Annotated in this window: 12 protein-coding genes; all 12 read right to left on the reverse strand. The window is 66.3% G+C overall.

Annotated features, from left to right (window positions below):
- The 12 genes from K1X11_RS18930 to K1X11_RS18985 all read right to left on the reverse strand — a co-directional run bounded on the left by K1X11_RS18930 (position 1) and on the right by K1X11_RS18985 (position 14,008).
- Positions 1-423: a hypothetical protein gene (locus K1X11_RS18930; protein WP_221030727.1), complete on the reverse strand. Its 423-nt coding sequence runs from the start codon at positions 421-423 to the stop codon at positions 1-3.
- 251 nt (positions 424-674) lie between these two features.
- A complete protein-coding gene (locus K1X11_RS18935) occupies positions 675-872 on the reverse strand; it encodes a hypothetical protein (protein WP_221030728.1) in 198 nt (65 codons plus the stop codon).
- A 297-nt stretch (positions 873-1,169) separates the two neighbouring features.
- Entirely contained in the window at positions 1,170-1,631 is a 462-nt protein-coding gene (locus K1X11_RS18940; protein ID WP_221030729.1) for a flavodoxin domain-containing protein, read from the reverse strand.
- A gap of 56 nt (positions 1,632-1,687) precedes the next feature.
- Positions 1,688-2,551, reverse strand: a complete 864-nt coding sequence (locus K1X11_RS18945; protein WP_221030730.1) for a hypothetical protein — start codon at positions 2,549-2,551, stop codon at positions 1,688-1,690.
- A 177-nt stretch (positions 2,552-2,728) separates the two neighbouring features.
- A complete protein-coding gene (locus K1X11_RS18950; protein WP_221030731.1) occupies positions 2,729-5,149 on the reverse strand; it encodes a TonB-dependent receptor in 2,421 nt (806 codons plus the stop codon).
- A gap of 31 nt (positions 5,150-5,180) precedes the next feature.
- On the reverse strand, positions 5,181-6,350 hold the full coding sequence (locus K1X11_RS18955) for a PepSY-associated TM helix domain-containing protein (RefSeq protein WP_221030732.1): 1,170 nt from the start codon (positions 6,348-6,350) through the stop codon (positions 5,181-5,183).
- A 148-nt stretch (positions 6,351-6,498) separates the two neighbouring features.
- Positions 6,499-7,311, reverse strand: coding sequence for a helix-turn-helix transcriptional regulator (locus tag K1X11_RS18960; protein WP_221030733.1), 813 nt, complete (start codon positions 7,309-7,311; stop codon positions 6,499-6,501).
- A complete protein-coding gene (locus tag K1X11_RS18965; RefSeq protein WP_221030734.1) occupies positions 7,311-8,687 on the reverse strand; it encodes a PepSY-associated TM helix domain-containing protein in 1,377 nt (458 codons plus the stop codon). Before K1X11_RS18965 ends, K1X11_RS18960 begins: the two co-directional genes overlap by 1 nt.
- A 16-nt stretch (positions 8,688-8,703) precedes the next feature.
- The gene (locus K1X11_RS18970) at positions 8,704-10,923 is read right to left on the reverse strand and encodes a TonB-dependent receptor (RefSeq protein ID WP_221030735.1); all 2,220 of its coding nucleotides are present in this window, start codon (positions 10,921-10,923) and stop codon (positions 8,704-8,706) included.
- Between the two features lie 177 nt (positions 10,924-11,100).
- Positions 11,101-12,252, reverse strand: coding sequence for a PepSY-associated TM helix domain-containing protein (locus K1X11_RS18975; protein ID WP_221030736.1), 1,152 nt, complete (start codon positions 12,250-12,252; stop codon positions 11,101-11,103).
- Positions 12,249-13,301, reverse strand: a complete 1,053-nt coding sequence (locus tag K1X11_RS18980; protein ID WP_221030737.1) for a hypothetical protein — start codon at positions 13,299-13,301, stop codon at positions 12,249-12,251. Before K1X11_RS18980 ends, K1X11_RS18975 begins: the two co-directional genes overlap by 4 nt.
- A 26-nt stretch (positions 13,302-13,327) precedes the next feature.
- Positions 13,328-14,008 carry a Fe2+-dependent dioxygenase gene (locus tag K1X11_RS18985; RefSeq protein WP_221030738.1) on the reverse strand — a complete coding sequence of 227 codons (681 nt, stop codon included), beginning with the start codon at positions 14,006-14,008 and terminating at the stop codon, positions 13,328-13,330.
- Between the last annotated feature and the right edge of the window lie 2 nt (positions 14,009-14,010).

Genomic DNA, 14,010 nt, shown 5'->3' on the forward strand with positions numbered 1-14,010 from the left:
TTAAGCCGCGGCGGAGGAGGCCACCGGCGAGGTCGGGGTGGCGGAGCGGAAGCGGAAACGGAGTCCGATCTCGCTGGATTGCGGGTAGGCCCGATCCTCGAAGATGTGGTTCATGGCCCGGCGGCAGCAGGACTCGAGATCGGCGTCGTCGAGTTGCAGCGGCAGCACCTCGAGGAGGGTTTGGCGTTGATCGTCGGTCGCGGTGATTTCGATGCGTGCTTCGAGCCAGCGGCGCAACGGGGTGAAGCGCGGCGTGAGATCGGCGGGCGCGGCGGCGAGGAGTTTAAAATAGCAGCTCACGCAGCGGCCGGGATGTGGGTCGGCGGAGGCGGCGGCACGCAGATCAAGGATCGTGTCGGCCTCGCGGGCGAGGGGAGACGCGATCTCAATAAGCAGGTGGTCAATCTCAGTAATGGGACTCATTCTCAAGAAGTTGCCGTAGAGGATCGAGAATGAGACGCGGTTTCAAGAAGAAAGATGAGAATGGGTCGCAGAATTTGAGTAAGGGCCGGCGGGGCGAAACGATTGAGGGGTAGAGGGAATGAGGGGCAAACGCGGCGACGGGGATGACCGCGTTGGCGGGGTGGGCGTCGGTGGTCCCTGGGATTGGAGCGCAAAAAAGCCGCTGACCGGGGTGGTCAGCGGCGAAAGGGGGAGGTAGGTAGGCTGAGGGATCAGGCCTGCTCGTATTCTCCGCACCAGTCGGAGGCCTTGGTGGTGGGGAAGCGGGATTCAAACTTCACATCGTCGTCGACGTTGAACGCGATGGTTTGCGGCGCACGACGACGGCACTCGCCCTCGGTGGCGTCGGTTGTCTTGAAGTGGGAACAGGTGGCGCAGGCCTTGGTGGTGGTGGCGGTCGTGGTTTCCATATTAAGATCCTTTCAGGGAGTGAGGTGGTTATTGGCTAACTGGTCTCAATATGCGCCGAGGCCCCGCGCGGCGCAAGAGGACGGGCACGTCCGGGGCGAATTGGTTTTGATAATCAATCGCATTCTCAGCTGTGCCGCGACGATGCGACCAACGACCCGGAGCGGCGAGGTCATGGCGGGCTCAGCTTCAGTGGAGCGACAGGATGAAGGCGGTGGTGATGAGCAGGGCGACGATGGCTGCCACGACGAAGCGCAGTGTATCCATTTGTTCGCGACGACTGGGGCGGAGGTGGGGCATCACGTTCCGGAGGTTTCGCGTTCGACGGCCAGGCGGGTGAAGAAGCGATCGGCCCAGGCTGGGAAGGTCTCGTCGAAGTCGAGGTCGGCATCAAAGCGATCGAGCAGACGCGTGGCCCCGAGGGTGGCGAGACGAGCGTCCAGTTGCCGGGCGAAGCCGTTGAACTCGGTGTAATCCTTGTCCCCGAGACCGAAGACGGCGAAGCGCATGCCGGATAGATCGAGGTTGGCCTCTTCGAGCGCATACCAGAAATCGGCGGCATCATCGGGCGGCTCGCCGTCACCCCAAGTGGACACGATGAACACGGCGAGTTCGCGGTCGGTGAGATCCTGCGGTGTCAGGTCGCCGAGGTCGTGGACATGGGCAGTCCAGCCTTCGTCGGTGGCGCGAGATTGGGTGTCGGTGGCAACGGTTTCGGCGTTGCCGGTCATGGTGGCAAAGTGGATGTGAAGGTCGGGCATGGCGGAGGAGGGAGGAGGGGGAGAGCCGACGGAGATCACCGCGTCAGCGGAACAGGTCAGAGGTTGAAGCGTTGGTGTAGGGTGTGATCCCAGGCGGCGCGGGCGGGGCCTTCGGCGTCGCCGGGCCCGAGGGAGAGGAGGATGGAACCGGTGGCGTCGGCGAGGTGAAGCCAGAGGCCGCGGGTGCTCGCCTCAAGGTGCGGATGCAGTGCGTTGTGGTGGGCGAGTTGCACGGTGGTGCGACGATCACCGGCCTGCAGCAGGTGCGGGTCGCAGCTCACGGCGGCGGGCACGAAAACACGGTGGTGGAAGACGTCGCCGGTGTGCAGGCAAACGGTGACCGGCTGAGGGTCGGCACCGAGCTGTTGGAGGAATTCGCTGATCGCGGCCGGCGAGGCCTCGAGGGCCCACGCCCGACGCGGCAGGCGCGGGAGTTCGTAGGAGGAAAACGGGGCGGCTGGGAGCTCGGGCAGTTCCGCTGGAGTCCGTTCAGCCAAGGTGCCGAGCAATAGGGCCCAGGCGATGGCCGGAGCATCGGGCGCGGCGCATACCTGCATAAATTCGGCTCCGTGAGTATTGATAAAGTCGATACGACCCGGTGATCCGCAGCAGTCGCAGGGGGACAGCTGGGCCCAGACGTTGCTCCAGTTGTGGTAGTGAAAACGCAGGCGGCAATCGGGCCGCTGGAAATCGCCGGAGATGGTGTCACCCACCGGGAAGGGGCCGAGCGATATGAGTCGGGCGCGGGCGTGCCGGGTTTGGAGGGCGAGCCGGGGTTCTTCGCCCAGGCGTTGAAAGTGTCGCGGCCAGTCCAGGGTGAGGGGGATGCGACCATCGGCGGTGGTGGCGAAGCAACGGGACAGCCGGGCGGAGGTCGTGGCCGAGGGCGAGGACGGATGGGCGGAAAAACGGGAGAACATGAGTGTGGTTGCGGGCGGTCGAATTGAGGCCGTTAGCATCGCAGATTCGGCGGTGGATTCTCCACTCGCGGCCGGTCAATTAAGGCCCGCCGAGGGTCCCTGCGGCAGGGATAAGTCCGAGCCGCAGGGAAAGGCCGAGGCGGTTGACGATGGGACCGGCGCAACCGACCACCGGAGTCAGAATTCGGCGGTGAAGGTCACGGTGGCGTTGAAGGGTTCGCCCGGGCGGCCGCCGAGAAACTGGGCGAGGTCGTAGTAGGCCTCGTCGGTGACGTTGTTGAGGTTGAGCTGGACGTTCCAGTGGTCCGGATTGTCGTAGCGCACGATGGCGTCGATCGTGGTGAAGGCGTCGACGTAGGCCTGGGCGATACCGAAGGAGGTGGAATTGATCGAGCGCCGGCCGGTATGGGTCACCCCACCGCCGAGGGTCACCCGACCGCCCGCAAACTCGGTGGCCAACACATGCTGGGCCCAGACCGAGCCAAAGACGCGGGGCAGGCCTTTCTGCAGTCCCGTGACCGTGCCGGTGCCCGGATCCCGGCGGGTGCGGGGATCCTGGTAAGTGGCGTTGGCGTTGATCATCCAGCGGTCGGTGAGGTTGACGTTGAGATCAAGCTCGGCGCCGCGGGTTTCCTCGTAGCCGTCGTAGCGGTAGGGATCCACCTCGATGTTGTAGGTCGGTGAACCAGGGTCGTCGTCGTAGAGTGGGTTGCCGTAGCGGAGGTGGGTCCGCGAGGTGGCGAACAACGCGGTGGAGAAGAGGAGACGGCCGTCGAGCATCTGGTGGCGCAGGCCGATCTCGAAGTTTTCCGATTCGCTGTCGGGCGGGTTGTTGAGACTAACCGAGCCCGTGACACTGTAGGCCGTGCGCCCTTGTGCGGCGGTCACGAAGACCGAGGTCTGGGGCCGCACCCGCCAGGACAGGCCGGCGTTGTAGTTGAGCCCTTCGTCGCTGGAGGCGACCGGCAGGGGATCGCCGGAACGTTGGAGGTTGTTGTCGTAGTCCTGTTTGATGCGGTTGTAACCGACGGCGAAGCGGGCCGTGAGATCGTGGGGCAAGGTGATCACATCCTGCAGGCCGGCTCCGATCGAGGTCACGTCCTTGGTGTAGTCAGATGATGGATACTGCTCGTAGTCTTCGAATCGACCGGTGGGCCAGTTGGGGGAGCGGATATCGTAGATGTAGGGGACGGGGTTGGCGGCCGAGCGGGAATTGTCGGCGTCGTAGACGCTCCAGTTCTGCGTCTCGTAGTCTCGCCATTCGAGGTAGGATGTCGCCAGCAGATCGTGGGTGACCTCGCCGCGGGAGATGCGGTGTTTCAACTCCGCGAAGTATTGCAGAGTGTCTTCCTGAAAATCGACCTTGCGGTATTCCTGACGGCGGGCGGCGTAGGGATACAGCACGCCGTTTTCGACGAGGGGGGCGCGGGGAGCGGCGTTGATGCTGCCGTTGCGGTTCCAGTAGACGTAATTGTAGGCGCCGGTCTGGCGCACGTAGTCGGAGCCGTAGGAACGGAACTGCGCGTATTGGGCGAAGGCGGTGTCGGCGCCGATGGACCAATCATGGCGGACCTTGAAGCGGAATTCCTCGCCGTCGGTCGGTCGGGCCAGGGGTGAGATGAGGCTCACGTTCCCGAGGTCGAACGGTTGCGTGCCGTCGCCGGGCGCGAGGCTGTCGATGAGTTGTTGCTGTTGATCGGGCGTGAGCTGCACGCGTCCGCCGCCGGTCGGGCCGTTGGGGATGTCGGCGACCGTGGCCTCCGCGGCCGGCACGCCGGTGCTGCTTTCGTCAAAGATGCGCACGGGGTGGCCGATGGAATCGACCTGCACGCGGTCGGCGATGTAGGCGCCGGTGAAGAGCAGGGTGTGGTCGGCGTTGGCGTCGAAACGCAGGGAGGGATAGAACTCGGTGCGGTCTTCGTTGAAGTTGCGATAGCCCTCGCTCTGGCGGGTGGAGGCAATGAAACGGAAGCTCCAACGTTCGTTGAGCGGACGGTTGAAGTCATACTCGGCGCCGTAGGTTTCCCAGGTGCCGACATAGGCGCGGAGGCGATCGTGTGCGACGGGCTGCGGGCGTTTTTCCACCAGGTTGACGATGCCACCGGCGCCACCGATGCCGTAGAGCGTGCCGGCGGGCCCCTTCAGCACCTCGACGCGCTCAACGTTGGTGAGCGAGCGCACGGTGGCCCCGGAGCCGCCGCCGCTGCCACCGGACCCGGCGTCGAGTCCGTCGTAGGTGTAGGAGATTTCCTGGCCGCGGATGACGAGTTGGTCGCCGATGCCGTAGTTGTTGCCGGCCTGACCGAGTCCGCTGAGGTTGCGGATGGCGTCCTGCAGGCTGACGGCCCCTTGGGCGTCCAGCAATGCCTCGGTGGCGAGGCTGACGGAGGCCGGCGTATCGAGCAGGGCGGTGCCGGATTTTAGAGCGGTGTAAGCCTGGGAGATCTGTTCGGCCTCGCCCTCGACGATCATGGTGTCGAGGGAGACAGGCTCCGCTTGCGCGAAACTGTGAGGTGGGGCGGTGACCCATAGGGCCGCCGAGAGGGAAGCGAGGGCGCGGAAGGTCACTCGCAGGAGGGAATCGTGGGTAGGTTTCATGGTGAGGTTAAAAAGGGGCCGAGGATTCGACCTAGGCGGACGCGCGACGGCGGGAGCGGAAGCGCCGCCAACGCCGCCAAGTGAGGGCGAAGCCGGTGTAAACGAGGATCAGTCCGCCGACGCAGGAGAGACTGGCGACGGCCTTGCCGATGACGCCGAAGGCCTCTCCGGTGTGCAGGGTGTCGTTGAGCACCCGCATGGCTTGAGAGGGCGAAAGGGTCTCCCAAAGCGGTGCGCGCAGGAGTTCCCCGGAGTAGGGGTTAAAACGCAGCGTCGTGTAGGGAGCGGTCGGCCATGACGCATCCCGAGTGTAGATGGTGAGGGGGCGCGGGATGAGAGTGCCGTCCTCGCGGAGGCGCGGCAGGTAGAAGATCATGTAAGTCCAGTCGGGAACCACCTCGGTGATGCGCTCGAAAACCAAATCGGGTGAGGCGGCGGGTGCATCCGGGGATGGGGCGATGATTTCGACCGGTGCTTCGGTGGACCCGGGATAGATCGCATTCCGCACCGCCTCGAATGAGATCGCCAGGCCGGTGAGGCACATCACGGCCAGCGGCAACAGCATCCAGAAGCCGAGAGCGTTGTGCCAGTTCCAGTCCCGCTTGAGTCCCCTCAGGTCCAAGCGCACCCGGGCAAGCTGGCGGAAGGTTCGCCAGTTCATTCGGCGTGGCCACCACAGCCAGAGGCCGCTGAGGCACAGGAAGAGAAACACGCCGGTGGTGATGGCGATGATGCGATTGCCAAGGTTGCGGTTCCACCACCGCGCTTCCTTCGCAGAGGAACGCGGCGCGGCGAGTTGACGGTGCAGACTCAGGTTGAAACTGAAAAACTTCCGCCAGGCGCCACGCTCGTTTTCCATCATGGCGAATGTGCCGGGGTGCAGGTAACGCGTGGGTTGGTCGCGGAAACTGACCCAGTAGGGTCGGCGCGGGTCCCGGTAAAAGCGCAGCGATGTGACCCGATCGCCGGGGTGGAGTGATTCGATGCGTCCGATCACAGTGGTGGGGTGAAAGGGCCGCACCTCGGCGGCTTCGGCCTGGCTGAGTTGGGGCGGCGGTTCCACCCAGGCCAGGACCTCGTCCTCAAAGGCCAGCACCGCCCCGGTGAAGCAGAGAATGGCGATGACCGCGCCGGCCACCAACCCGCAGATCAAATGGCCCCAGAACAGCACGGAGCGCAACTGCTGTCGCAGTCGGGCCATGGCCTAGCGAAGGGCGGGGGCGAATGGGACCCGCGGCAGGACCGAGGGCGCATGAGCGAAGTGCGGGATCGTCATCAGGGCCGCCCAGTTTCGCAGGTTGGGTCGTGGATTCTCCACCTGCGGAGGCTCGTTTTTGAGCCGGAGCGGGTCAGCGTGCGCGGTTGGCGAGCTGGTGGGATTTGGGGTTCAGGCCAAACTCCCGCCGGAAGGCGGCGGCGAAGTTGCTGGGGTTGCTGTAGCCGACGGCGGCGGCGGCTTCGAGCACGGTGGCGGTGCCGGCTTCGAGCAGTCGGCGGGCGGCTTCCATGCGGCGGCGTCTCAAGTATCCGAATACAGTGAGGCCGAAGACACGGGGGAAGGCGCGCTTGAGGGTGGTTTCGCTCAGACCGACGCGGCCGGCGAGATCGGCGAGGGCCGGCGAGTGTTCGAGGTCGCGTTCCAGAATTTCGGCCGCGAGGTGGACGGCGGTGGTGGCGTTGGGTGTGGTGACCGGAGCGGGTTGCAGTGCGGCGCTCCAAGCGGTGAGGCACTCCACCAGCAGATCGTGGCAGCGGGCGGTGAGCGCCATGGTGCGGCAGACCCCGACGAAGGGACAGCGTTGGATCGACTCGACGGCGAGATGGGCGCGGGCGCTGAGGGGGTGTTCAAAGCCCGGACCGTGGCCGGCGATGAAGCGGCGCAGCGCGGCGGCACCGGCGGAAGGGTCGGCGGCGAGCATCTCGTCGGCGGTCGCCGGGGAAAGCAGGATTTCGACGCTGAAGCCGGAGGGCGCCGGAGCGTTGACGGTGGAAAGCTCACCACGATGCGTGCGCAGGCACCCGGGTGTTGGTTCCAGCTGAAACGCCACCCGGGGAGCGTCGGCGGGCGCGATCGCGGCGAGATCAAGGGCCAGCCCCCAGCGCAACTCCAGGCCGCGCCGCACCGGCATGCGGTTGACGGCGGTCGAGGCGGCACACCGCATTAGGAGGAAGCGGGGCGGAGCTTACGGCGGGCGAAGCTGGCGAGGCCCAAGACGATCAGGCTGAGGCCGACGAGGGGGAAGAGGATCGCCAGGACCACGATGGTGGCGGCGATGGTTTTGGGGACCTGCTCGTTCCGGGTTTTGCGCGGGGCGCCGAAGGTGCCGGCGGGTCGGCGGCGCCACCACATCCACACGCCGGTCACGCTCATGGCGATGATGACCAGGCAGGCGAGCACGGCCAGGATCTTGGTGGGCAGTCCAAAGACCGAGCCGGTGTGAATGGAGTAGAACATGAGCGCGGTGGTCGCGCCGAGGGAGAGTTCGTCGTAGTGGATGACGGCCAGGGTTTCGCCGGTGGTGGCATCGACGTAGACGACGCCATCCTCGAGGTCGCCGGTGTCGGTGGGACCGAAGAGATCCCACGCCCCGTTTTCTTCATGGGGAGCGGCGAGGAAGAAGGCCGGGAACGGATAGTGGGTGCGGGCTTCGGCGACGATGGTGTCGATCGAGGCGGGCTCGGCGCCGTCGGGCAACGGCGTGGAGTGCGGCGGGCTGACGTAGGCGGGCGGGAGTTGGCCGCCGACGTAGAGTCCGGCGAAGAACGCGTTGCCCCAGACCTGGGTGTAGAGCAGGCCGGTGACCATGATGGCGAGGGCGACGCCGAAGAGGTAGAGGCCGGGGATCGTGTGCAGATCGCGCAGCGCGAGTTTGCCGCCTTTGCGCAGGCGTGGCAGCCAGACGCCCCAGAGTTTTTCTTTACCGCGCGGCCACCAGAGCAGCAGCCCGGTGAGCAGGGAAACGATGCCCCAGCAGGTGGCGAGTTCGACGGCGTAGCGGCCGATCGCACCACCCAGCAAGGTGCGGTGCAGATCGAGCACGATGCCAAAAAAGCTCTGTTCCAAATCGAGCTGTCCCTGCACCTCCGCCGTGTAAGGATTTACGAATACATAACGGTGAGCGTGTTCGTGTTCGTCCTCGTGTTCATGTGCTCCGTCGTCGCTGGTTTCGGGGTGAGGCAGACCCTCGGATTCAAAGATGATCTCATCGGCTCGACCGGGGGCGACGGGGCGGCTGAAGGCGCTGAACTCCCACTCGGGTCCGAGCGTGGCGCGGGCGGCGGCGACGCGTTCGCTGAAGGGGCGCGGGGTGGCGTCGCCAGGCACGCTGACCGTCATGGCCTTGGCGTGCGACCAGACTTGGAGCTCCTCCTTAAACACGTAGAGCGCGCCGGTGAGCGACACGATGATGAGGAAGGGCGTAACGGCGAGGCCGGCCCAGAAATGCCAGCGCCAGACCGCCGGGTAGAGGGCGGCGAGCCAGGAGCGGGCGCGACGTGGTGCGGCGCGAGCAGCGGTGGGGCGGTCGGACGGAGGCATGGGAGAGCGGCGGGACTTAGAACTTCGCTTCGATGCCCACGCCGGCGACGCGCGGGGCACCGGGACGGGCGCCGAGGAGGGTGGCGCTTTGGCTCCAGAGGTTGTCGAGGTAGTCCTCGTCGAACAGGTTCTGGGCGTAGACGTAGGCCGACCATTGGCCCCAGCGGTAGCCGAGTTTGGCGTTCACCAAGGTGCGGGCGGGCAGGACGAAGTCGGGATCGTTTTCGGCGGCGGTGAAGCTGTCGTCGACGTAGGACACGGCGAGGTTGCCGAAGAGGCCTTCGGCGCGTTGGTAGCTCAGGCCGGCGCTGAGCGTCCACTGCGGCGAGTTGGGGAAGGCGTTGCCGGAGTAATCGCCGGCAGTGGAGGTGAACTCGACAAATTCGGTCTGGGTGTGGCCGAGGGATTGGTAGGCGCTCCAGCCGTGGCCGAGGTCTTCGCGCAGCTCGACCTCGAAGCCGTAATATTCGGATTGGCCGGCGTTCTCGACCTGGCGGTCATAGACATCGGAGGAGAGTTGGACGGCGACCTGTTGGTCGGTCCAATCGACGTAGAAGGCGTTGGCGTTGAACATCACCTTGCCGTCCTGCCAGACCGAGCGGAACGAGAACTCGTAGTTGCTGGTGAACTCGGGATCGAAGCCGACGATGGAGGCGCGGCGTTGGTTGAAGGAAACGCCACCGGAGCGGTAGCCGCGGGTGTAACTGAGACCGGTGCTGATGTCGGGCGTCCAGTGGTAGGTGATGCCGGCGGAGGGCAACACGGTGTTGAAGGCGTCGTCGCCGAGGGCGGCGGCGGTGGCGTCGCCGGCGATGGCCTGGAGGGCGACGTTGGCCGGAGTGCCGGCGGGGATGCCGAGGGACGGGACGTCGATGAGGGCGTAGTTGTCGGGGAAACCCTGGAGCAGCAGGATGTTTTGCGCGGAATCGCGGTCGGCCTCCTCGCGGTCGAAACGCAGACCGGCGGAGAGGGTCCAGCGCTCGTTGGGTTCCCAATCGCCGTTGAGGTAGATGGCCTGGTTGGTGGTCTCGATGGAGGAATCGGACTGCACCGAAAGCAGCGCGCGGGCGCCGGTGGGCAGACCGAACACCTGGTCGAGCGGGGCGGGCACGGTGTAATAAAACGGTCCGTCGGAGTAGTAGCTGCGCAGACTCTCGGCGTAGTAGAGGCCGGTGAGCAGGGACCACGTGTCGCCCTTGGCGAGGAGGCGGATTTCCTGGGTGAGGGAGTCGTTGTCGTAGCCGTAGCCGTATTCGAGGTCTTCGGTGGGCGTGCGGTCGCCGTCGTAGAGGGTGTCGACGATCAGGTCGCTCCAGCCGGTGGTGGCGGTGAGCAACCAGCCGTTGGCGAACTCCTGGTTGATCTCGAGGGAGGCGAGCTTGCTCTCGGAATCGAACATCGCCGCGGTGTTTTCGTAGGCGAGCCGGTCGTAGAGCTCGTCGATCGTCGAGCCGTAGGCGTAGGCGCGGTTGTTGTTGGCGGAGTCGGTGTGGGCAAAGGTGGCGAGGGCGGAGAAGCCCTGCCAGGACTTGGGCTGGAGGAGGAGCTTGCCGCGCAGGGTGCGGTTCTCGGCGTATTCCCAGTCGTCCTCGTTGCGGGTGACGTTGGTGATCGAACCATCGGTGCTGCGGTCATCGACCGTGACGCGGAAGGCGAGCAGATCGGGCACGAGCGGACCGCCGGCGGCGAGGGCAAGTTGGTGGGTGTTGTTTTCGCCGTAGGTGGCGCGCAGGGCGCCGTCCCAATAAAAGGTCGGCGCGCGGGTGCGGGCGATGACGGCACCGGCGAGGGAGTTGCGACCCTGGGTGGTGGACTGTGGACCGCGCAGGATTTCCACCTGGTCCATGTCCCACACGGAGACGCCCTCGAAGCTATACATCTGCGCGTCCACGGTGGCGCCATCGACGAGCACGGTGGCCATGTCGCTGCCCTCGGAGAAGGTGAAGCCGGAGTTGGGAATGCCGCGGATGGTGAACCCCTGCGCGCTGGTGAAGGTGTTGGCGGTGCGGTTAAAGATCTCGGACATCTCCGTGTCGGTGGAGGCCTCGAGCTCGACCCCGCGGAGGGCGGCGACGCTGATCTGGGATTCCTGGAGCGTGCGGCCGAGTTTTTCGCCGGTGACCTCCAGGGCATCGAGGGTGAGGACCTCGGAATCGGTGGGCACCGTGGTTTGAGCAAAGCTGAGGACCGCGCCGGGTAGGACCAGCAACGAGAGCAGAATGGACTTAGACTTCATGACGGAAAGGAGAGGGCGTTGAAATTTCAGACTGGGACTCAGTCTCAATTGATTGGCAAAAAAGAGGGCTCACGGCGGTGTGAGGGTCGTGAGCCCGGAGAGTTGGAGGAGGCCTTGACTGGGCGAGGCGCCGGTGAACACCGCGTTGGCGGGGCTGGCGTCGGCGGTCCGAAGCGGTCAGGCCGGAGTGGCGTCGGCTTTGGCTTTGCGGCCGAAGAAGCGGCGCCAGCTGAGGGCGAAGCCGGTGTAGACGAGGAAACAGCCGGCGAGGCAGCCGACGGCGCCGATCGCCTGACCGATCCAGCCGAGCGCCTGGCCGGTGTGGAGGAAACGCAGCCAGCTGCGCCATTGGCGGCCGGTGCTTTGGTCGGCGAAGGTCTCGCGCTCGGTTACGGTGCCGGCGGTGCCGTCGACGGTGAGGGTGGTCGAGGCGGTGCGCGGCCAGTCGTGCGGCGTTTTGACGGAGACACGGGCTGTGTCACCGCGCACGGGCAGGCTGAGGCTGAGGGAGGTCCAGTCGGGGCTGGCGGCCGCGGCGGTGGTGAAGAAGGTGTCGAGGGCGACGGGGGCCGACGGGGCCTCCTGGGTAGAGGGAGCCGAGGCGGAGGCCGGCGGTCCCGGAGGGCCGCGGCGGGTGGGGGCTTCCTCACCGGCGAGGGTGTAGACCAGTTTGCCGGCCCATTGGTAGGAGATGACCATGCCGCTCACGGCCATGACGGTGATGGGAATGAGCATCCAAAAACCGAATACGTTGTGCCAGTTCCAGTCGCGGGCCTTGCCGGAAGCGCCGGTGAACCAGAGCGAGGGGCGCAGGGCGCGGCGGGCCCAGCGGCGCGGGAACCAGAGGTAGAGGCCGGTGACGGCGAGCACGACATAGGCGGCGTTGCTGGCGCCCGTAATGGCTTTGCCGATACCGCGGCTGTCACCGCTCTGGCCGAGCCAGCGGTGCCAGGCGACCATGGTGTGCATGAAGTCCTCCATGGCGCTGGAGCCGGGTTCGAGCACGGCGCCGGTGTAGGGATTGAGGTAATACGTCTCGCGGCGACCGACGCGCACGACGGCGGCATCGGCGGGGTCGGAGGAGAGAGCAAGGGTGGAGGCTTCAGTATCCGGGTGGGCGGCGCTGAAGGCGGCGAGCAGCGCTTCGGCGGAGAGCGGGGCGGTGTCGGCGGGCGGATCGACCCGGCGGGAATCGCGCTGCGACCAGTCGATGAGCTCCTGTTCAAAGGCGAGGGCGAGTCCGGTGAAGGACATCACAAAGATGATCACGCCGGCGACGATGCCGGCGCAAAGGTGGATCCAGAAGAGAACGGAGCGGAAACGTTTCACGATGAAGAAGACGGAGCGGTGGTGGCGCGTGTTTCGAGCCAAGGCAAGGGAACGGAAAAGTTGTGGCGAAGTGCGGCCAGAGCGTGGGCAGCGGGATCGTCGGCGTCGAGGGCACGCGGGCGGTCGAGATCGGCGCGGACGGCGGCCACGGCTTCGGCGGCGATCTCGCGAAACGCCGCTTCATCGCGAAAGGGCGCGGCGCCCGCGGTGGGATCGAGCGACTCGCGCAGGAACTCGAGCAGGAAGTGCGGTTGGTGGCGGCCGTAGGTGATCGCGCCGAGGCGGAAGAGGGTGGCGCCGAGTTCGGCGGCGGTGGGATGGTCGCGGGCGATCCAACGCGCGGTGAGGGCGAGGCCGGTTTCGAGGGTGTCGGTGAACGCGGCGAGGTCGTCGGCTTTGAGCACGGCTTCGCGCAGGAGCAGGTCGAGGCGGGTGGCTTCGAGGACGAGGCCGGCGGCGATCGGATCGGTGGCGGCGAGCGGGGCCAGCCAGTCCTGCAGACGGGCGACCAAGGGGGCGAGTTCGGCGTGGTGTTCGCGCAGGTGGTCGTCGTTGCCGAGGTGGGTGAGCACGAGGTTGAGCGCGGCGCCGGCGGCGTTGCGGCGAGCGGTGTCGCCGTGAGTGGCGTCGGTGAAGGCGGGCGTGAGCTGATCGATGGCGCGCTGGAAGGCGTGGCGAGCGGCCGGCAGGTGATCCTCGCGGAGCAGGAGGCGGCCGCGATTGGTCCAGAGGGCGCCCTGGTGGAGCCGGATCATCGACGTGAGCTCCAAGGTGGACAGGGCGGCGCTGGCGGCATCGTAGGCGGAGTGCGCGGCGGGGAAGTTGGCCGGACCGAGTTGCTGCAGCACGTTGCCGCGGTTGAGCCAGGAGAGGGCGAGCCAGCGCAGGGTGGCGGTGTCGCTGAGATCGGGGCCGGCGAGTTCGCGGGCGCGATCGTAGCAGTCCAACGCCAGCCGCAGGTCATCGCTCCGACCCGACGCGGCACAATGATGTCCGCGTTGCAGCCAGGCTTCGGCGTTGGCCGGGGGAACTGGAGGCGTGGACAACATGAGTGGCGCGCGGCGGGGGAGGCGTTTTACATCTCCGCCCAGCGGCGGAGGAGGTTGTGGTAAACGCCGGTGAGTTGGACGACGGACGGGTGGGAGGCCATGTCCTGGCCAAAACGCTGGATGGCGATGTCGAGGTCGAAGAGCATGGCGCGGTCGGTGTCGGAGCGCACCATGGACTGCAGCCAGAAGAAGGAGCAGAGGCGGGTGCCACGGGTGACGGGCGTGACTTGGTGCAGGCTGGTCGACGGGTAGAGGATCATGTGGCCGGCGGGGAGCTTCACGCTCTTGGAGCCGTAGGTGTCCTCGATGATGAGTTCACCGCCGTCGTATTCCTCGGGGCCGGCGAAGAAGAAGGTGCAGGACAAGTCGGTGCGCAGGCGTTGGCCGGTGCCGGGGACGGTGCGAATGGAACCGTCGACATGGGTGCCGAAGGTCTGGCCGCCGGCGTAGCGGTTGAACATGGGCGGCAGGATGTGCAGCGGCAGCGCAGCCGACATGAACAACGGGTTGGCGCCGAGCGCTTGGAGAAGGACGTTGCCGACCTCGACGGCGACCGGGTGCTCGGCGGGGAGCTGTTCGTTGTTTTTGACGCGGGCGCCCTGGTGGCCGGCGGAGACTTTGCCGTCGACCCAGTCGGCCGCCTCGAGCTTGGCGCGACAGTCGGCGAGGACGTCGGGCGGGAGAATGTCGGGAATGGCGAGAATCATGG

Origin of the sequence: Actomonas aquatica, from assembly GCF_019679435.2 — a bacterium.
GTDB classification, from domain to species: domain Bacteria; phylum Verrucomicrobiota; class Verrucomicrobiia; order Opitutales; family Opitutaceae; genus Actomonas; species Actomonas aquatica.